The sequence below is a fragment of the Streptomyces sp. NBC_01017 genome (assembly GCF_045162795.1).
Classification (GTDB): domain Bacteria; phylum Actinomycetota; class Actinomycetes; order Streptomycetales; family Streptomycetaceae; genus Streptomyces; species Streptomyces machairae.
On the sequence record NZ_CP108683.1, the window covers coordinates 3,997,298 to 4,015,406 of the forward strand.

General features: G+C 70.7%; 22 protein-coding genes. 8 read left to right on the top strand and 14 right to left on the bottom strand.

Going from position 1 to position 18,109, the window contains the following annotated elements:
- Positions 1-104: 104 nt before the first annotated feature.
- Positions 105-500, top strand: a complete 396-nt coding sequence (sodN, locus tag OG331_RS18005; protein WP_007491258.1) for a superoxide dismutase, Ni — start codon at positions 105-107, stop codon at positions 498-500.
- A 97-nt stretch (positions 501-597) separates the two neighbouring features.
- On the opposite strand, the gene OG331_RS18010 is transcribed toward sodN, so the two are convergent.
- Together OG331_RS18010 and OG331_RS18015 are read right to left on the bottom strand one after the other, a co-directional pair.
- Positions 598-1,308 carry a maleylpyruvate isomerase family mycothiol-dependent enzyme gene (locus OG331_RS18010; RefSeq protein WP_406197360.1) on the bottom strand — a complete coding sequence of 237 codons (711 nt, stop codon included), beginning with the start codon at positions 1,306-1,308 and terminating at the stop codon, positions 598-600.
- A gap of 9 nt (positions 1,309-1,317) precedes the next feature.
- Complete coding sequence (locus OG331_RS18015; RefSeq protein WP_406197363.1) at positions 1,318-1,827, bottom strand: GNAT family N-acetyltransferase; 510 nt, start codon at positions 1,825-1,827, stop codon at positions 1,318-1,320.
- A gap of 573 nt (positions 1,828-2,400) precedes the next feature.
- Here OG331_RS18015 and OG331_RS18020 point away from each other — a divergent pair.
- The gene (locus tag OG331_RS18020) at positions 2,401-3,708 is read left to right on the top strand and encodes a hypothetical protein (RefSeq protein WP_406197366.1); all 1,308 of its coding nucleotides are present in this window, start codon (positions 2,401-2,403) and stop codon (positions 3,706-3,708) included.
- Between the two features lie 57 nt (positions 3,709-3,765).
- Here OG331_RS18020 and OG331_RS18025 read toward each other — a convergent pair whose 3' ends face one another.
- Positions 3,766-3,999, bottom strand: a complete 234-nt coding sequence (locus tag OG331_RS18025) for a hypothetical protein (RefSeq protein ID WP_406197368.1) — start codon at positions 3,997-3,999, stop codon at positions 3,766-3,768.
- Between the two features lie 35 nt (positions 4,000-4,034).
- On the bottom strand, positions 4,035-5,189 hold the full coding sequence (locus tag OG331_RS18030; RefSeq protein WP_406197370.1) for an anion permease: 1,155 nt from the start codon (positions 5,187-5,189) through the stop codon (positions 4,035-4,037).
- A gap of 179 nt (positions 5,190-5,368) precedes the next feature.
- On the opposite strand from OG331_RS18030, the gene OG331_RS18035 reads away from it, so the two are divergent.
- Positions 5,369-6,148 (top strand): VOC family protein, encoded by a 780-nt coding sequence (locus OG331_RS18035; RefSeq protein ID WP_406197372.1) that lies wholly within the window; start codon positions 5,369-5,371, stop codon positions 6,146-6,148.
- Here the strand turns inward: OG331_RS18035 and OG331_RS18040 are convergent.
- The 6 genes from OG331_RS18040 to OG331_RS18065 form a co-directional block, all read right to left on the bottom strand.
- Complete coding sequence (locus tag OG331_RS18040; protein WP_406197374.1) at positions 6,135-6,338, bottom strand: hypothetical protein; 204 nt, start codon at positions 6,336-6,338, stop codon at positions 6,135-6,137. The two genes, OG331_RS18035 and OG331_RS18040, sit on opposite strands and share 14 nt — an antisense overlap.
- Positions 6,339-6,367: 29 nt before the next feature.
- Positions 6,368-6,700 (bottom strand): DUF952 domain-containing protein, encoded by a 333-nt coding sequence (locus tag OG331_RS18045; protein ID WP_406197376.1) that lies wholly within the window; start codon positions 6,698-6,700, stop codon positions 6,368-6,370.
- A 9-nt stretch (positions 6,701-6,709) separates the two neighbouring features.
- The gene (locus OG331_RS18050; protein ID WP_406197378.1) at positions 6,710-7,936 is read right to left on the bottom strand and encodes an RNA polymerase sigma factor; all 1,227 of its coding nucleotides are present in this window, start codon (positions 7,934-7,936) and stop codon (positions 6,710-6,712) included.
- 19 nt (positions 7,937-7,955) lie between these two features.
- Complete coding sequence (locus OG331_RS18055; RefSeq protein WP_406197380.1) at positions 7,956-8,372, bottom strand: YciI family protein; 417 nt, start codon at positions 8,370-8,372, stop codon at positions 7,956-7,958.
- A 96-nt stretch (positions 8,373-8,468) separates the two neighbouring features.
- On the bottom strand, positions 8,469-8,705 hold the full coding sequence (locus tag OG331_RS18060) for a hypothetical protein (protein ID WP_406197382.1): 237 nt from the start codon (positions 8,703-8,705) through the stop codon (positions 8,469-8,471).
- Positions 8,706-8,731: 26 nt separating this feature from the next.
- Positions 8,732-9,316, bottom strand: a complete 585-nt coding sequence (locus tag OG331_RS18065; RefSeq protein ID WP_406197384.1) for a dihydrofolate reductase family protein — start codon at positions 9,314-9,316, stop codon at positions 8,732-8,734.
- Positions 9,317-9,441: 125 nt separating this feature from the next.
- Here OG331_RS18065 and OG331_RS18070 point away from each other — a divergent pair, with 125 nt between their 5' ends.
- Positions 9,442-10,041 (top strand): TetR/AcrR family transcriptional regulator, encoded by a 600-nt coding sequence (locus tag OG331_RS18070; protein WP_406197387.1) that lies wholly within the window; start codon positions 9,442-9,444, stop codon positions 10,039-10,041.
- An 18-nt stretch (positions 10,042-10,059) separates the two neighbouring features.
- Here the strand turns inward: OG331_RS18070 and OG331_RS18075 are convergent, their stop codons facing one another.
- The 3 genes from OG331_RS18075 to OG331_RS18085 all read right to left on the bottom strand — a co-directional run bounded on the left by OG331_RS18075 (position 10,060) and on the right by OG331_RS18085 (position 13,624).
- Entirely contained in the window at positions 10,060-10,653 is a 594-nt protein-coding gene (locus tag OG331_RS18075; protein WP_363035354.1) for a GNAT family N-acetyltransferase, read from the bottom strand.
- Positions 10,654-10,966: 313 nt separating this feature from the next.
- Positions 10,967-12,094, bottom strand: coding sequence for a family 2 encapsulin nanocompartment cargo protein polyprenyl transferase (locus OG331_RS18080; protein WP_406197389.1), 1,128 nt, complete (start codon positions 12,092-12,094; stop codon positions 10,967-10,969).
- Positions 12,095-12,217: 123 nt separating this feature from the next.
- Entirely contained in the window at positions 12,218-13,624 is a 1,407-nt protein-coding gene (locus OG331_RS18085; RefSeq protein ID WP_406197392.1) for a family 2B encapsulin nanocompartment shell protein, read from the bottom strand.
- Positions 13,625-13,917: 293 nt separating this feature from the next.
- On the opposite strand from OG331_RS18085, the gene OG331_RS18090 reads away from it, so the two are divergent.
- Positions 13,918-14,508, top strand: coding sequence for an N-acetylmuramoyl-L-alanine amidase (locus OG331_RS18090; RefSeq protein ID WP_328879382.1), 591 nt, complete (start codon positions 13,918-13,920; stop codon positions 14,506-14,508).
- Between the two features lie 61 nt (positions 14,509-14,569).
- Positions 14,570-15,490: a 1-aminocyclopropane-1-carboxylate deaminase/D-cysteine desulfhydrase gene (locus OG331_RS18095; protein WP_406197394.1), complete on the top strand. Its 921-nt coding sequence runs from the start codon at positions 14,570-14,572 to the stop codon at positions 15,488-15,490.
- Here the strand turns inward: OG331_RS18095 and OG331_RS18100 are convergent.
- Positions 15,472-17,067 carry a Na+/H+ antiporter gene (locus tag OG331_RS18100; RefSeq protein ID WP_406197397.1) on the bottom strand — a complete coding sequence of 532 codons (1,596 nt, stop codon included), beginning with the start codon at positions 17,065-17,067 and terminating at the stop codon, positions 15,472-15,474. The genes OG331_RS18095 and OG331_RS18100 overlap by 19 nt on opposite strands.
- Positions 17,068-17,161: 94 nt before the next feature.
- Between OG331_RS18100 and OG331_RS18105 the strand changes: the two genes are divergently transcribed.
- Together OG331_RS18105 and OG331_RS18110 are read left to right on the top strand one after the other, a co-directional pair.
- Positions 17,162-17,422, top strand: coding sequence for a UBP-type zinc finger domain-containing protein (locus tag OG331_RS18105; RefSeq protein ID WP_328879385.1), 261 nt, complete (start codon positions 17,162-17,164; stop codon positions 17,420-17,422).
- A 270-nt stretch (positions 17,423-17,692) separates the two neighbouring features.
- Complete coding sequence (locus OG331_RS18110; RefSeq protein WP_004925829.1) at positions 17,693-18,106, top strand: anti-sigma regulatory factor; 414 nt, start codon at positions 17,693-17,695, stop codon at positions 18,104-18,106.
- Positions 18,107-18,109 lie beyond the last annotated feature (3 nt).

Consider the following 18,109-nt stretch of genomic DNA (forward strand, 5'->3'; position numbering starts at 1 on the left):
TGACCCTGGACTTTTGTCCTAAGCCCATGGGGGCACTCGCGAAAACCTGTCTTGCAGGGAGTAATGTCCCACCTGAGAAGACGATCACGAGGAAGGAATGCTCCATGCTTTCCCGCCTGTTTGCCCCCAAGGTCAAGGTCAGTGCGCACTGCGACCTGCCCTGTGGCGTGTACGACCCGGCCCAGGCCCGCATCGAGGCGGAGTCGGTGAAGGCCGTGCAGGAGAAGATGGCCGCCAACGACGACCCGCACTTCCAGGCGCGCGCCACCGTCATCAAGGAGCAGCGTGCCGAGCTCGCCAAGCACCACGTCTCGGTGCTCTGGAGCGACTACTTCAAGCCGCCGCACTTCGAGAAGTACCCGGAGCTGCACCAGCTGGTCAACGACGCCCTGAAGGCCCTCTCGGCCGCCAAGGGCTCGACCGACCCGGCGACGGGTCAGAAGGCTCTGGACTACATCGCCCAGATCGACAAGATCTTCTGGGAGACGAAGAAGGCCTGACTCAAGGCTCTTTCGTCGTTCTTCCGACCTGAAGGGGTCCGACCGGTTCGCCGGGCGGGCCCCTTCGGCATGAGTGAACTCCCTCTCCGGGAGGACGTCACGCACGGTCCGGTCGCTGCGGCGGGTGCGGCGGCCAGGGTCCGAGAGCGGGCAGCCCCTCGGCGGCCACCGGTGAGACGGTGGGCGTGCGTCCGGCCAGCCAGGCCGCCAGGTCGCGTACGCGTCCGGTGACCACCGTGCCCGGCGGCCCGCCGCCGACGGACCACTGGCGTCGCGCGTCCTCGGCGTGGAGGTGTGTGCCTGCCGGAAGGCGGCCGAGGAGGAAGCCGATTGCGTGCGCGGCCAGGTCCTCGGGCCAGTCGTCCGGCAGTACGTCGACGTCGAGGTCGACCATGTGGATCCATGCCTCGCGCCAGCGCGCGAATACGGTGGCGGCCAGGTTCGCGTTGCGGAACGTGACCGGACGGCTCCAGTCCATGTCGTCGGCGCGCGCCCAGGCTGCTTCAAGCGCGGCCATGTGTGCGACGAGTGCCGCGCGGTGCTCGGCGGCACTGCGCCCCGCTGTGGCCTCGATGATCGCGTTCCGCTCGGCCATCCCGCCGTCGTAGCCCGCCACGAGCTCACCACGCAGCGCGTGCTCCGCGAGACGGGCGAACATTCTCGCGTTGTCGGTGAGATGCGCCAGGACGTGGCCGCGTGACCAGCCTGGAAGTCCGGATGCCTCGGTGACCTGCTCGTCGGTGAGTCCGGCCGCGAGCCGTTGCAGGGCGCCGTGGGCTTCGATCACTGCTGTGACAGGAGGCCGCATGAAGCCGTCCTACGAGGCCGAGGTCCGGTGGAGAACGGCCGGGACCCGGGCAGCGAGGTCCCTCAGGGGCTCACCGCTCAGCCGGCAAATCCTCCACTCGTCCAGGAACTCCACGTCTAGGGACTTGTAGAAGTCGATCGTCGGCTCGTTCCAGGCAAGGACCCACCATTCGAAGCGCTCGTAGCCTCTGCGTTCACAGATCGCTGCCAGTGATGCGAGCAGAGCCTTGCCGTGTCCACCGCCACGGGCGGACGGACATACGTAGAGATCCTCCAGGTGCATGCCGCGCGTGCCGGTCCACGTCGAGAAAAGCGGGAACCACAGGGCAAACCCGACGGCCTCACCCGTCTCGTCGTCCTCGGCGATCAGTACGAAGGCGGCGGGATGCTCTCCGAACAGCGCCTCGCGAAGCTGCTCCTCGGTCGCCCGAACCTGCTCAACGGCCCGTTCGTATGCGGCGAGTTCACGGATCATCGCGCGGATCGTCGCGACGTCGTTCACGGTGGCGGCACGGATCATGCCGGAGATCATCGGTCACCGTACCGACCGTGTCCATCCAATTCCGGCCTTCTCGGCAGACTTTGGTCTCCGTGGACTTCCGGTCAACTGGTGGCCCGCCCCGCAACGTCTGGCACCGCCGCCCGCCTGGTCTGTCAGGGCACTGCGCCTTCTCGCAGATGCGCGGACGCCCCTGCTCGACCCGGGCCCAGGGTTCCCTGAATTCGCGGTGATTGTGTTCACGCGGTAAACGGTGGCCGGGCATCGTCGACGTCCCGTAGGTTCTGGAACGTCCACCCGGAGGTCGAACACCCTGGCGGGTGGGCCCACGGGGGAAGGTCAGCAGCACTCGGCTCCCGTCTCGGCCCGCGTGGCCGAGGCGTTGTCCGGGGTGCTCTGCGACAGCGGGCGAGTGGAGATCACATCATCCGGCGGTCCGTCTCCCGCCGGACGGAATGTCGATCCCCTGGGAGATACCCCCTGCCCCGCCGCCCGCATCTCTGGCCGATCCCACTGCTGTGGACCCTTGCCCTCGGGCTGTGGGGGCTGTCCCGGCAGGACAGTCTGTGGCGGGACGAGGCCGCGACCTGGCAGGTGGCCCGCCGGCCCGTCGGCGACATCTGGCACATGCTGGGCAACGTCGACTCCGTGCACGGCCTCTACTACCTGCTGATGCACGGCCTCTTCCAAGGGTTCGGGGCGGGCACCACGACCCTGCGGCTGCCCTCCGTGCTGGCCCTGGCGGTGGCGGCGGCCTGTGTGACGGCCATCGGCCATCGGCTCGCCGGGGCCTGGGCGGGCCTGGCGGGAGGGCTGGCGTTCGGGCTTCTTCCGGCCGTGCAGTTCTATCTCCAGGAGGGCCGTCCGTACGCGCTGGTCGCGGCCGGTGCCGGCATCTCGACCCTGCTGCTGGTGACCGTCCTCGAAAGGCGCGGCCGAGCGGTGCACTGGGTCGCGTACGGCGGCACGGTCGCGGTGTGCGGGCTGCTGAACTGGCTGTCGTTGCTGATCCTGCCGGCGCACCTGGCGACCCTGCTGTGGACGCGCGCCCGGCGCGGGACCTGGATGCGCTGGGCGACGGCCGCGACCGTGGCCGTGGCCGCGGTGCTGCCGTTGATCCTGTTCAGCCGGCGCCAGTCCGCTCAGGTCTCCTGGATACCGCCGCTGACCTGGCACATGCTGATCGGGCCCGCCGTCCTGCTGGCGATCGGCGGGCTCGGGGCCCTGCTGGACCGGCCGCGCGCGGGACGGCTGTCGGTGGCGCCCGTCGGGCTGCCCCTGCTGGCCGTACCGCAACTCGCCCTCATCGGGCTCTCCCTGGCCAAGCCCCTCTTCCTGGACCGCTACGTGCTGTTCAGCATGCTGGGACTGGCCCTGCTGATCGGCTCGGCACTCGGCACGGCCGTACGGGCGGCCCGGCCGCGGTTCCCGAGAGCGGCGCCGTGGCTCGTACCGGTCGCGGTCACGGCGGCCGTCGTCGCGCTGCTGCCGCAGTCGCTGGCCAAGCGGTCCCCGGAGAGCCGTGTGGACGACGTCCTGGCGGTGGCGGCGGACGTACACCGGCTGAAGCACGCCGGGGACGCCGTGGTCTACATACCGGCCGCCCGACGCGACGCCGCGCTGGTCTCCCCCGACGACTTCGCCGGGCTGCGGGACGTCGCGCTGGCGGAAGGCCCTGTGGCGTCGGGGACGTTGAAGGGCGAGGAGGCCGGTCCGGACCGGATACGGGCCGCGATGCTGGCCCAGCGGCGGATACTTCTGCTCACCGACGCGTCCGAGGTGGCGCGGCCACTGACGGGGAAGCGTGACCAGGCCAAGACCGCCGTGCTGAAGAAGCACTTCAAGGTGGTGGCGGACGTACAGGTCCGCGGGCGACGGGTGACGGTGTACGAGCGACTCTGAGGGGCCCGGCCGGCGCAACGTCGGGCCGGGCCCCTTCAACCGTCCGTCCGCGCCTGGTCAGTGGAACTGGGGCACGATCAGAAAGATCCCGTACGCCACCACCGCGGCGCACGCGACGAAGCACAGCCCGGCCTGCGTGAGGCCCGGCGTGGACGTGCCGCCGCCTTCCTCGCGTGCCCCTTCGGAGCGGGCCAGGCCCAGCACGCCGAGGGCGAAGACGGCGACCACGGCCACGGTGACGGCGAGGCTCACCGCGGCGACCTGGCCGAGTGCGGTCCAGTCGAGGCTCATGATGTGAACTCCCTTGTCTCAGTCGGGTCGCTGTCTCAGGCGGCCGCGCCGACCTTGGTCGGCTCCGTGCCGCGGACGGTGACCTCGTGGGTGTCGTTGACGTTGTGCGCGGACACCGGGTTGCGGCGGGAGATGAACACGATCCCGGCGGCGACGGCCGCGCCGACCAGCGCGACCACGGCCGTACCGAGGTTGCCGCCGTGCTTGACCACGCCCGCCGAGACGCCGCCGACCAGCGCGGCGGCGGGCAGGGTGACCAGCCAGGCCACGACCATGCGCCCGGCCACGCCCCAGCGGACCTCCGCCAGCCGGCGGCCCAGGCCCGCGCCGAGGATGCTGCCCGAGGCGACCTGCGTGGTGGACAGGGCAAAGCCCAGGTGGGCCGAGGTGAGGATCACCGTCGTGGAGGCCGTCTCGGCGGCGAATCCCTGCGGGGACTGGATCTCGGTCAGGCCCTTGCCCATCGTGCGGATGATCCGCCAGCCGCCGAGGTAGGTGCCGAGGCCGATGGCCAGACCGGCCGAGGCGATCACCCACACCGGCGGGCCCGCGTCATGCCCCAGGGCGCCCGCCGAGATCAGGGTCAGCGTGATGACGCCCATCGTCTTCTGCGCGTCGTTGGTGCCGTGGGCGAGGGAGACGAGCGAGGCCGAGGCGATCTGGCCGACCCGGAAGCCCTTGGTGACGGTCTGCTTGCGGGCTCGAGCAGTGAGCCTGTACGCCAGGTACGTGGCCAGCAGCGCCGCGATCCCCGCCACGAGCGGCGAGGCGACGGCGGGGATCAGTACCTTCTCGACAACCTTGTCGAAGTGCACGCCGTGCGACCCCGCACCCACCCAGACGGCCCCGATCAGTCCACCGAACAGTGCATGCGACGAACTGGACGGCAGCCCGACCAGCCAGGTGAGGAGATTCCACAGGATCGCCCCGACCAGACCCGCGAAGATCATGCCGGGGCTGACGAGTGCGTCGTCCACGATGCCGTCGGAAATCGTCTTGGCGACCTCGGTGGACAGGAAGGCACCGACGACGTTCAGGACGCCGCTGATGAGCACGGCCATCCTTGGTTTGAGCGCCCCCGTGGCGATGGACGTGGCCATCGCGTTCGCCGTGTCGTGGAATCCATTGGTGAAGTCGAAAGCGAGGGCCGTCACGATGACGACCACCACCAGGAACGTGATGTGGTCCATTCCCCAATGCAAACAAGCCCGGACCAATTCACGGAGAACCGACGGCAAAGCGTGTCCCAGGAGCCGGCGCGCGGTTGGCAAGGGTCCTGCAAAGCCCGCGTGGTGAAGCTTGAGCGCGCTCGAGTGCGCCGTACGGCCGCCGCGGGCCGCGGCCACCCCTGCGGATCTACGATCGCCCCATGAGCATCCGCTGGACCTACGCCTTCGTCGACCGCCCCGTCGCGTCCTTCACCCGGGCGCACACCTTCTGGACTGCGGTGACGGACACCCGGCTGTCCGAATTCCGAGGCGAGCAGGGCGAGTTCGTGACCCTGGTGCCGGGCGGCGGGGCCGACCCCTGCGTGAAGGTCCAGGGGGTCGACTCGGGCTCCGGCGGCGCGCATCTCGACTTTGCCGTGGACGACGTACCCGGATTCGTGGCGTCGGCGCTCGCGGTGGGGGCGGGTGTCGCCGCCGAGCACGACGGGTGGGCCGTACTGCGGTCGCCCGCCGGGCAGTTGTTCTGTGCCGTGCCCTGGCACGGGGAGTCGGTGCGGCCGCCCGTGGTGCACGGCAGCCGGCTCGACCAGGTCTGCGTCGACGTACCGCCGTCGCGGTACGCATCCGAAGTCGCCTTCTGGAGCGCCCTGTTGGACGGCTGGGAGTCGGCGCCCGGCTCCCGCTCCGAGTTCCATGTGCTCAAGCCACCGTCCGGGCTGCCCGTCCGCATCCTGCTCCAGCGTCTCGGCGAGGAGCGGGGCGGCGAAGGGCGGCTCGGTGAGGAACCCCGGGCCTCCGCCCACCTGGACCTCGCCTGCGCGGACATCGCGGCGGTCCGCGCCCGGCACGAGGAACTGGGCGCGGGCTTCGTCGCCGAGGGCGCCCACTGGACGGTGATGCGCGATCCGGCGGGCGGCACGTACTGCCTGACGGGGCGGGACCCGGAGACGGGCGGACTGAGCGGCTCTAGCGCGTCGTGAAGACGCAGAGGTGTTGAATCCAGCCGCCCTGGTAGGGCTCGGGGGTCGGGCAGGGCGTCTCCCGGCCTTCCGGGAGCGTCGGCGTGGGACCGGCCTCCTCCCGGCCGTACGGCCCCGGTGGCTCGGCCGAGTCCTGCAGCCACAGCGTCAGCCCTCCCGCGACGGCCACGAGGACCACCCACGCCGCCACGACCCATCGCCATAATGTGCGGCGGCCCGTCACCCCCACGGCTCCACATCCACCACCGCGTTCACCGGAATGGGCCCGTACACATGCGGGAACTCCTCGCCGCCCGGCTCCGGCGCCTCGTACTTGAGCGGCACGTCGAGCCGGGCCGGGTCCACGACCAGGACCACCAGTTCGTCGGGGCCGTCGTAGGAGCCGTACAGGAAGCCGGCCACGCCGGGGAGCTGGGCGCGGGTCGAGCAGTGGATGAAGCCCTCGTCCCGAAGCGTGCGACCACGTGTCGACATCTCGTACGTGCCCCGCGCGCGGGCCTCGTCCCAGAGGGGGCGTTCGGTGATGTGGAGGATGTACGTGTGTTCGGGCATGCGGCGAGGTTACGGCTTCAGCCGTGCCGCCCGCGCGTGCAAATAGCGCTGTTCCGGCAGGCTCAGCGTCTTGGCTGCCGCGGCCTCGTAGGCGGCGCGGGCCTCGTCGTGGGCGCCGGCCCGCTCCAGGAGGTGGCCGCGGACCGCGTCCAGGCGGTGCCCGGCACCCAGCTCGTCCTCCAGCGCGGCCAGTTCGGCCAGCCCGGCGCGCGGGCCCTGGGCCATGGCGACGGCGACCGCGCGGTTGAGACGCTCGACGGGCCCGGGGACGAGGCGCACCAGGACGTCGTAGAGGCCGAGGATCTCCTGCCAGTCGGTCTCCGGGGCGGAGGGCGCCTCGTCGTGGACGGCGGCGATGGCGGCACGCAGCTGGTACGGGCCGGCGGGGCCCCGGGACAGGGCGCGGGTGACCAGGGCGACCCCCTCGTCGATCGCGGCCTTGTCCCAGCGGCTGCGGTCCTGTTCGTCGAGGGGGACGAGCTCGCCGTGCGGGCCGGTTCGCGCGTCGCGGCGGGCGTCGGTGAGCAGCATCAGCGCGAGCAGGCCGGCCACCTCGCCGTGGTCGGGGAGGAGGCGGTGGACCGCGCGGGTCAGCCGGATCGCCTCACCGGCGAGTTCGCGCCGCAGCAGGCTCGTGCCCGAGGTCGCCGTGTAGCCCTCGTTGAAGATCAGGTACAGGGTCTGCAGGACCGCGGGCAGGCGGTTCTCCCAGTTGTCGGGCCGGCCGAAGCGCACCCCGCGGACCTTCTGCTTGGCCCGGCTGATGCGCTGGGCCATGGTCGCCTCGGGGACCAGGTACGCGCGGGCGATCTCCGCCGTGGTCAGACCGCCGACGGCACGCAGGGTGAGGGCGATCTGGGCGGGCGGGGTCAGGTCCGGGTGGCAGCACAGGAAGAGCAGGGTGAGGGTGTCGTCCTCGCGGGGCGCCCGGTCCGCTCCCGGCGGCGGGGCCGTGAAGGCATCCCTCGGCATCAGCGCCGCGGCCTTGTCCTCCCGGGCCCGGCGCGACTGCTCCGCACGCAGCGCGTCGGTGAGCCGCCGCGCCCCGACCTTGATCAGCCAGCCGCGCGGGTTGTCCGGGACGCCGGCCCGCGGCCACTGCTCGGCCGCCGCGAGCAGGGCCTCCTGCACGGCTTCCTCGGCGCTGTCGAAGTGGCCGTAGCGCCGTACCAGCGCGCCGAGGACCTGCGGCGCGTGTCGGCGCAGCAGGTCCTCGGTCTCGGATGTGGCGCTCACCTACGGCTCGGCCGATGTCTCAGCCGACGTCCCCGGACCCGTCGTCGATGGGCCGGATCACCACCGGGTACACGGGGGCCCCGGCGGGCTGGGGGCACTGCAGGACGCGCTCGGCGATCTCCGTGACCCGCTCCAGGCTCGGGCAGTCCAGCACCCAGTAGCCGGCCAGCAGCTCCTTGGTCTCGCTGTACGGGCCGTCGGTGATCACTGCCTTGCCGTCGTCGCCCAGGGTGACGTGCCGGCCCTTGGCAGGCGCGGTCAGTCCCTGTCCGTCGACCATCTCGCCGCTCTCGGCGAGGTCGTTGTTGAGGGCCCCCATGAAGGCGTACATCGCCTGGACGTCCTCCTGGGTCCAGGCCACGGAGCCCGCGGACCCCTTGCCCTGCATCGCCTCGTAGTCCGCCTGCGTGCCCTGCACCATGACCAGGTACTTCATCAGTCCGCTCCTTCTGCTTCCGTCGGCTCGGGCCGCCCTTGGCGGGCGGCTCTCACAGGGGACGTCGGAGCCGGGCCGGGATTCTCGACAGGGGGCTCAGGAATTTTTCGCGGTGGGTTTCACGGTGGTGTCCACGGTGGGTGTGCCGGGAGTGTCCGGCTGCTCGTGCTTCTCCTCGTGCTCGGCGCCTGCCTCGGCGTACGCCCCGCACTCGGGGTTGTGGCACGGGCCCGCCACCCAGGTGGGGACCCAGGCGCCCAGCGTCTTGTGGCGCCGGACGACCGTCTCAACGGGCTGTCCGCAGTCGGGACAGTGGTGCTCTTGGCTGCCCATGTCCTCAGAGTAGGGCGGGAGAGGGCTCAGCGCTTCCTGCTGTACGTACGAACCACGGCGCCGTTGCCGAACGTGCGCGTCTCGCCGAGGGTGAACTCCGTGACGGCGAAGTCCGATCCGAACATCGGCATACCCGTGCCGTACACGATGGGGTACGTCTTGATGACGAGCTCGTCGATCTCGTCGAGCAGCGCGCCGGCCAGCTGCGCTCCGCCGCACAGGTAGATGCCGAACTCGCCGTCCTCGGCCTTCAGTTCGCGGACCTTGCCGACCACGTCGTCCGAGACGATCTCGACCTGCGGGTCGGGTGACTCGGTCAGCGTGCGCGAGGCGACGTACTGGCGCATCTGGGCGTAGGGGCTGGTGATGCCCTCCTTCAGTGCCAGGTCGTAGCTGCTGCGGCCCTGGATCACCGTGTCGAACCGTCGGTTGGGCAGGTCGTCGAACCCGAGGGCGCGACGGGCGGGGGTCGACACGGTCTCCGGGTGCTCCGTCTTGAGGAACTCCAGGAACTCCTCGTCGACGAAGGTGTACATCGAGGTCGCATCGCCGCTCGGGTCTCCGATGAACCCGTCGATCGAACAGGCGATGAAGTACGTGAGCTTTCGCAAGCCGGTCTCTTTTCGTAAGGTGTCGGACAACCACTCCGGTTGTAGTGCTTCAGTTGTAGTACTTCGGTTGTAGTGGTTGCAAGGCCATTTCCGTGACCGGGGGAAAGTGGGAGAGGGGATTCCGAATGGCGGGCAATCCGGAGCGCCGGGCCGCACTCGTCGACGCGGGCGTCGAGGTGCTCGCCCGCGAGGGGGCACGCGGGCTGACGTTCCGCGCGGTGGACACCGAGGCCGGGGTGCCGGTCGGCACCGCCTCCAACTACTTCACCGGGCGCGACGACCTGCTCCGCCAGATCGACGCCCGGCTGCACGTGCGGCTCGCGCCCGACCCTCAGGTGATCGCCGGGCTGATGACCCGGCCGAAGGACCGTTCCCTGGTCGCCGCCTTCATGCACGACCTGATGGCCCGCGCGACCGGCGACAGAACGGGCTATCTGGCCCTGCTGGAGATGCGCCTGGAGGCCCAGCGGCGCCCCGGACTGCGCTCCTCCTTCACCAAGTCGGTGCGCGGCGACCTGGACGAGGCCCTGGAGTTCCACCGCAACGCCGGACTGCCCGGCGGCGACGAGGTCGTCACCGTGCTCTATCTCGCGGTCCTCGGGCTGCTCCTGGAGCACCTGACCCTGCCCGACGTGCTGGACGGGGTTCTGCCCGGGGTCGGCGTGCCGGACGGGCTGGTCGAGCGGATCGTGGCGACGATCGTGCCCGAGGGTCCCGAGGGGTAGGTCGGGGCTGCCGGCGGCTCAGCCGCGCGGCTCGCGCCACATCGGCCACATCCGCGGACCGTCCGGGAGGTCGAGGGGACGGCCCTTGAGCTCGAAGCCGAGACGCTCGTACAGCTGCCTGCTGCGGTCACTGCTCGCCTCCAGATACGCGGGCAGGCCCTCCTGGTCGCAGCGGTCGAGCACGGCGTTGATGAGCGCGGTGCCGAGCCCCTCGCCCTGGCGCCCGGGTGCCGCGGCGATCATCCACAGGTATTCGTGGGCACGGCCCGCGGGATGGATCCGGGCCGTCAGACGGCCGATCATCTCGACACGCTCGTTGTCCGGGTCGACGTCCTGGCGCAGCAGGGCGGGCCCGTCGTCGTCCTCGTCGTGCTCGACGGCCGGTACGGACATCCACAGCGCGCACGCCGTGCCGTCCTCGGTGAGGTCTATTCGGCCGTGGGCCAGCACGATGTCGGTGAACGCGGCCATGAGCCTTTGGTGGGTCGTACGGCGGTATTCCTCGCCCGGGAACACCCAGCCGCTGACCGGATCGTCCTGGAAGGCCGCGTCCAGCAGCCGGACCACCGACTCCCGGTCCGCCTCGCCCGCCGTCCGGATCGCCACGCCCATCTCCACCCGCCCCTTCGCGTCAACCGGCCTTGATCGTAGGGCGATGTGAGCCGGCGTGCGGTCCGCGGGCCGAGTTTGTCGAGATACGGCCGCTGCACAGCAACCCGGTTGACCGGTGACGCGATTGAAGGGGACCCGGACCCGGTACGCAGAGGCGGGCCCCGCACACCGTGGGGATGTGCGGGACCCACCGGTCCGGAGCCGCTCGGCGGCCGTACGGGGTCAGGAACCGTACGGCCCCGAGAGCTCCGGGGTCATCACCACCGTCGGCCGCCGCGACCTCGACCAGTACGGCCGCCGGCTGCCGCGGTCCTCAATTGCTGCGCCGGGTCACGAACTCGGCCAGCGCCAGCAGTCCGCCCGCCTCCTCCGGGTCGGGCACCGCACGGGCCAGCTCCTGCATGGCGCGTGCCATCCGCTCCGCGGCCTGGGTCTGCGCCCAGTCGCGGCCACCGGCCCGCTCGACGGCGAGCGCAGTCAGCTGCAGGTCCTCCTTGTCGTACGGCACTTCGTACAGCGCGGCCAGCTCCGCCGCCGCCGGACCGCCCGAGGTCAGCGCGGCGACGACCGGCAGGGACTTCTTGCGGGCGGCGAGGTCCGCACCGGCCGGCTTGCCGGTGTGGCTCGGGTCGCCCCATATACCGATCACGTCGTCGATGAGCTGGAAGGCGAGCCCGGCCTCACGGCCGAACGCGTCCAGCGCCGCCACGTCCTCCTCCGCCGCGCTCGCGTACAGCGCGCCCAGGGCACAGGCACATCCCAGCAGCGCGCCGGTCTTGGCCTCGGCCATGGCGAGCACCTCGTCCAGGCCGACCTCGCCGGGGTCCCGCTTCTCCATCGCCGTGTCCGCCTGCTGGCCGGCGCACAGTTCGACGACGCAGTCCGCGAGCCGGGCCGCCGCGGCGGCGGACGCCGGATGCGGATCCTCGGCGAGCAGCCGCAGGGCCAGCGCCTGGAGGGCGTCCCCCGCGAGGATCGCGTCGGCGTCGCCGAACACGGTCCAGGCGGTGGGCCGGTGCCGACGGGTGGTGTCCCGGTCCATCACGTCGTCGTGCAACAACGTGAAGTTGTGGACCAGCTCCACCGCCACCGCCGCCCGTACGGCGGCCGCCCGCGCCCTCGGTCCGCCGACTGCGGCGGCCGCGGTGAGGACGAGCGCGGGCCGGATCGCCTTGCCGGCGTTGCCCGCTGCCGGGGTGCCGTCCGGGTGCTGCCAGCCGAAGTGGTACAGCGCGATCCGGCGGAGGGAAGGCGGCAACGACTCGATGGCGGCGCGCAGTTCGGGGTCGACCGACGCCCGGGCGCGCTCCAGGATCACCCCCGCCTCGGGCCCGTCGAGCGGGCCCGCCCCGGCGTCCGTCTCGGTCGCGATGGGCCCTTGCCTTTCGAGCGTCTCGGTGGACGGCCCCGCCCCGGCGGGGCGTTGCTGCGTCTCCGTCATGAACTCACCCATGGCATCGCCTCGGAGAGTCGGCGGACGGTGGCCCTTCCGCTACGGCTGGGCGCCTACGCCGAGGGTCTACCCACACGGAGAGCGCGGGACACGGCGTCGTGGCGGCAAAGGTCACCGCCAGCGCCCGATCTCGACGTTCTCCAGCACACCGAGGGCGTCCGGCACCAGGACCGCTGCCGAGTAGTAGGCCGTCACCAGGTACTTGATGATGGCCTGTTCGTTGATGCCCATGAACCGGCAGGACAGGCTCGGCTCGATCTCGTCCGGGATGCCCGCCTGCTGCAGCCCGATGACGCCCTGCTCCCCCTCCCCCGTACGCATGGCGATGATCGAGGTCGTACGGGCGTCGCTGACCGGGATCTTGTTGCACGGGAAGATCGGCACGCCGCGCCAGGTGGGGATGCGGTTGCCGGCCATCTCGATGGTCTCGGGGACCAGGCCGCGCTTGTTCAGCTCACGACCGAACGCGGAGATCGCGCGCGGGTGGGCGAGGAACAGCTTGGTGCCGCGCCGCCGGCACAGCAGCTCGTCCATGTCGTCGGGGCTGGGCACGCCGTCGTGCGGCTGGAGCCGCTGGTCGTACTCGCAGTTGTTGAGCAGCCCGAACTCGCGGTTGTTGATGAGCTCGTGCTCCTGCCGCTCCTTCAGGGCCTCCACGGTCAGGCGCAGCTGCTGCTCCGTCTGGTTCATCGGCTGGTTGTAGAGGTCGGCCACGCGTGAGTGGATGCGCAGCACGGTCTGGGCGATGCTCAGTTCGTACTCACGGGGCCGGGCCTCGTAGTCGACGAAGGTGTGCGGGATGTCCGGCTCACCGCTGTGGCCGGCCGCGAGGTCGACCTCCTTCTCGCCGTACTTGTTGGTGCGCTGCGCGGGGATCGCCCGCAGCTGCTCGAGGTGCCGGCTGAGGGATTCCGCGCGCTCCGCGACCTGCTCGACGTCCTGGCGGGGCAGGACGAGCACCGTGCACGCGGTGGCGGCACGGACCGTGTACTCCCAGATGGCGTCGGAGTCGAGCAGCGCCTGGTCGCCGAGGTAGGCGCCGTCGGCGAGGACGCCGAGGGACTCGTCCTCCCCGTAGGGACCGGTGCCGAGCTTCTCCACCCTGCCGTGCGCCAGCAGGAAGACCTCGTCGGTCTGGCTGCCGAACGAGGCGATCACGGACCCCGCCGTGAACTCCCGCTGCTGGCAGCGCTGGGCGAGCTCGCCGAGCACGTCCTCGTCCTCGTACGACCGCAGGGCCGGCAGTTCGCGCAGTTCGGCGGGGATGACCTCGACGCGGTCCCCGGTCTTCACGAACGTGACACGGCCGTCGCCGACGGCGTAGGTCAGACGGCGGTTCACCCGGTACGTGCCGCCCTGCACGTTCACCCATGGCAGCATGCGCAGCAGCCAGCGGGAGCTGATCTCCTGCATCTGGGGTGCGGACTTGGTCGTGGTGGCCAGGTTCCGCGCGGCCGCCGTGCCGAGACTCTGCTGCGGCTTGCCCTGCTCAGTGCGGACCTCTTCGCCTACCGACATAAGGAATTGCCCTCCCGGTCGTGCACCGGCGCCTGTCTGGCGCCACGCATCGCGATCTCCGCGACCGAGCCTTCCATCACTGAGGGTGCTGGTGCTATTACCCGAAAGAGCGGGAATGGATCACGGTCCGTTGGGCAAATAGAGGAACCTTGTCCACGAGTGTCGTCGCTGTGGTTGGCCAAAACGACTCGTACGCCGTGCGATTCGAGGAGTCGCTTGGGGCTGTTTTCGGTAAAGCACCGATACGAGACGGCCGCGGTGGGCGGTCGGCGCACGGCGCGAAGGGGGCGGTCATGGCCTCACCCATGTCCGCGAGCAGATTCCTGGAGAGACTTCGGGCGGAGGGCGCGACCGTCGTCGAGGTCGGCGACTGGGAGCACCACAACCGCAACCACGTGGGGCCGTGGGGTCCCGTCCACGGCGTGATGATCCACCACACGGTGACCAAGGGCAGCGCGCACACCGTGGAGCTCTGCCGCAAGGGCTACGAGGGACTGCCCGGGCCGCTGTGCCACGGCGTCATCACGAAGGACGGACGGGTCCATCTGGTCGGTTACGGCCGCGCCAACCATGCCGGGCTCGGTGACGACGACGTCCTCCGCGCGGTCATCGCCGAGAGCGCGCTGCCTGCCGACAACGAGGCCAACACCGACGGCAACCGGCACTTCTACGGCTTCGAGTGCGAGAACCTGGGCGACGGACAGGATCCCTGGCCGGCGGCTCAGCTGGAGGCGATCGAGCGGGTGTCGGCGGCTGTGTGCCGTCATCACGGGTGGACGGAGCGGTCGGTGATCGGGCATCTGGAGTGGCAGCCCGGGAAGGTGGATCCTCGGGGGTTCACCATGGCGTCGATGCGGGCGCGGATCCGGGAGCGGTTGTCCTAGGGCGGGATGCCTGCGGCGGCCCGTCGCTGCCCCCTGCTGCCGGCCGGGCGACAATGGCCTGGTGAACCACCTCGACTTCGTGACCGATCTGCGGCCCCGGCTTCCCTCGCCGGTGCAGGAGGTTGTGGACGCGCGGTTCGGGCGGGGCGGTGTTCGGCTGGTTCTCAAGCGGGACGATCTGATCCATCCGGAATTGGTCGGCAACAAGTGGCGCAAGCTTGTGCCGAATCTGGTGGCGGCGGGCGGGCGCGCGGTGGTGACCTTCGGTGGCGCCTACTCCAACCATTTGCGCGCCACCGCTGCCGCGGGGCGGCTGCTCGGGCTGAGCACGGTTGGTGTGGTGCGGGGCCAGGAGCTCGGTGAGCGGCGCCTCAATCCGTCATTGGAGCGGTGTGTGGCCGACGGCATGCGGCTGCATTTCATCGACAGAGCGACTTATCGCCGCAAGGCCGAGCCGGAGACGTTGGCGGGCATTCTGCGTGCGGCGGGTGCGGAGGGGGCGTACGTCGTGCCGGAGGGCGGGAGTAATGCCCTTGCCGTACGGGGGTGCCGAGCGCTCGGGGAGGAGTTGCGGGGGCAGGCCGACGTGGTCGCCGTCGCCTGTGGGACGGGCGGGACGCTGGCGGGGCTGGCCGCCGGGCTGGGGCCCGGGCAGCGCGCCTTGGGTGTGCCCGTACTCAAGGGTGGCTTTCTGGGTGATGAGGTACGGGGGCTGCAGGCGGAGGCGTTCGGAGGGCCGCGGGGCGATTGGTGGCTTGACGAGCGGTTCCACTTCGGGGGGTTTGCCCGTACGACTGCTGAGCTCGACGCCTTTGCCGACGATTTCGAGGAGCGGCATGGGGTGGCTGTCGAGCGTCTCTATGTCGCCAAGTTGCTGTATGGGCTTGTGGTGTTGGTGGAGGAGGGGGCCTTTGTCCGTGGGGCGACGGTCGCCGCCGTCGTCACCGGGGCTCCGTTCGGCGCTCAGCCTGCCTCGCGATAGGCCGTCGCCTCCTCCAGATCCAGCCTGCGCAGCATGGTCCGCAGCATCTCGTCGTCGATGAAGCGGCCGTCCCGTAGTTTCACGAACACCTCTCGTTCGGTGCCGATCACCTCGCGGGACAGGCGGCGGTAGGTGTCGTCGACGGACTCGCCGGTGATGGGGTTGGCCTGGCCGAGGCGTTCCCAGACGGAGTTGCGGCGGCGTTCCAGGACGGCCCGCAGACGGTCTGCGAGGGCCTCGGGGAGGGCGTTGCGGTCGTCGGAGAGGAGTTCCTCCAGACGTCGTTCGGCGGCGCGGGAGGCCTGCGCCTGGGCGTTGGCCTCCGCGAGGGTCTCGGCCTGGACGTCACGGCCGGGGAGTTTCAGCAGGCGGATCAGCGACGGCAGGGTCACGCCCTGGACGACCAGCGTGCCGATGACCGTCGTGAAGGTCAGGAAGAGGATGAGGTTGCGCTCGGGGAACGGCTCGCCGCCGTGCATCGTGAGCGGGATCGAGAAGGCGATGGCCAGCGACACCACGCCTCGCATGCCGGCCCAGGAGATGACGAACGCGCCCTTCCAGGTCGGATTCGCCTCGCGTTTGCGGATCCGCGCCGACAGCATGCGCGGCAGGAAGGTCGCCGGGTAGACCCACACGAAGCGCGAGGCGACGACCACCGCGAAGACGGCGAACGCGTACCAGGCGGCGCGGCTGCCCTCGTACTCGCCAAGGCCCTTGAGCACCACCGGCAGTTGCAGTCCGATCAGGGCGAACACCGCCGACTCCAGTACGAACGCGACCATCTTCCACACGGCCTCCTCCTGGAGCCGGGTGGCGAAGTCGACCTCCCACGCGCGGTGTCCCAGGTACAGCGCCACGACCACGACCGCCAGCACTCCGGAGGCGTGCACCTGCTCGGCGGCCGCGTACGCGACGAACGGGATCAGGAGCGAGAGGGTGTTCTGCAGCAGCGCCTCCTTCACGTGCGTGCGCAGCCAGTGGATCGGCACCATCAGCACCAGGCCCATGCCGATGCCGCCGAACGCCGCGAGCAGGAACTCGCCCACGCCGCCGGCCCAGGTGGCACCCTCACCGACGGCGGCCGCGAGCGCCACGCGATAGGCGGTGATCGCGGTGGCGTCGTTCACCAGGGACTCGCCCTGGAGGATCGTGGTGATCCGGGACGGCAGCCCCACCTGGCGCGCGACCGCCGTCGCGGCGACCGCGTCCGGCGGCGCCACCACCGCGCCCAGCACCAGCGCCGCGGTCAGCGGCAGCCCGGGCACGACGAGATACGCGATCCAGCCGACGGCGAAGGTCGCGAACAGCACGTACCCGACCGACAGCAGCATCACGGGACGCATCTGAGCCCGCAGATCGAGATACGAACTGTCCGTCGCCGCGCTGTGCAGCAGCGGGGGCAGCACCAGCGGCAGGACGATGTGCGGGTCGAGGGTGTACTCGGGCACGCCCGGCAGGTACGACACGAGGAGGCCGACGGTGACCAGCAGCAGCGGCGCCGGCACGGGCGACCGCCGAGCGGCCGCGGCAACAGCGGCACTCCCGGCCACCAGCAACAGCAGTGGCATCACATCCATACGCCTCGCCCACCCTCGCCCTCGTGCATCGTCGTCGCGGCCCGCCGTCGATTTTCCGCGCCGTCGTGCGCGTGGCCGTCGTAACCTGGCAATCATGAAACAGTGCACGCACGCCGACGCGCTGCCGCACCCGGAACCCGGTCCGCTCAACGAGACATGTCCCGAGTGCCTGGCAGAGGGCTGGCACCCGGTTCAGCTGCGGCTCTGCCTCACCTGCGGTCACGTCGGCTGCTGCGACTCCTCGCCGGGACGACACGCCACGGAGCACCACAAGGAGTCCGGCCACCCGATCATGCGGACGTTCGAGCCCGGCGAACTCTGGCGCTGGTGCTTTGTCGACCACGTACTCGTGTGACGGGGACGTACGCTGGACAACCGAGGATCCGGACGGTTCGACCGTCTGACGCCTGGGTACGTCAAACCGGCGCGCGCTCTTCCCAATTGGGCCCGCAGACCCCCTAGCCACGGAGCGTATCCGTGTGTTTACTATGAGTGACAGCAAGGGGTTGGGGTCCTGGGGACAGGAAAGTTCAGAGCGCGATAGCGTCACCGCTGAACCACACATCGCGTTACCCCGGGGGGCGACCCTCGGCCCCGAAAAGCTTGTACCACCTTGGAGGTGAGGGTGTCCCAGATCGCAGGCGAGCCCGCGACCCAGGACTTCGTGGAAGTCCGGCTGCCGGCTGCGGGTGCCTACCTGTCGGTGCTGCGTACGGCGACTGCCGGCCTCGCGGCCCGTTTGGACTTCACCCTCGACGAGATCGAGGACCTGCGCATCGCGGTGGACGAGGCCTGCGCGATCCTGCTCCAGCAGGCCGTGCCCGGCTCGGTGCTCAGCTGTGTCTTCCGACTCGTCGACGACTCGCTCGAGGTCACCGTCTCGGCCCCGACCACGGACGGCCACGCCCCCTCCAGGGACACCTTCGCCTGGACCGTGCTCTCGGCCCTCGCGGGCAAGGTCTCCTCCGCCGTGGACGAGGACAAAACCGTTTCGATCAGCCTCTACAAACAGCGCGGCGCGGGACCCGGGCCGGCGTGAGGA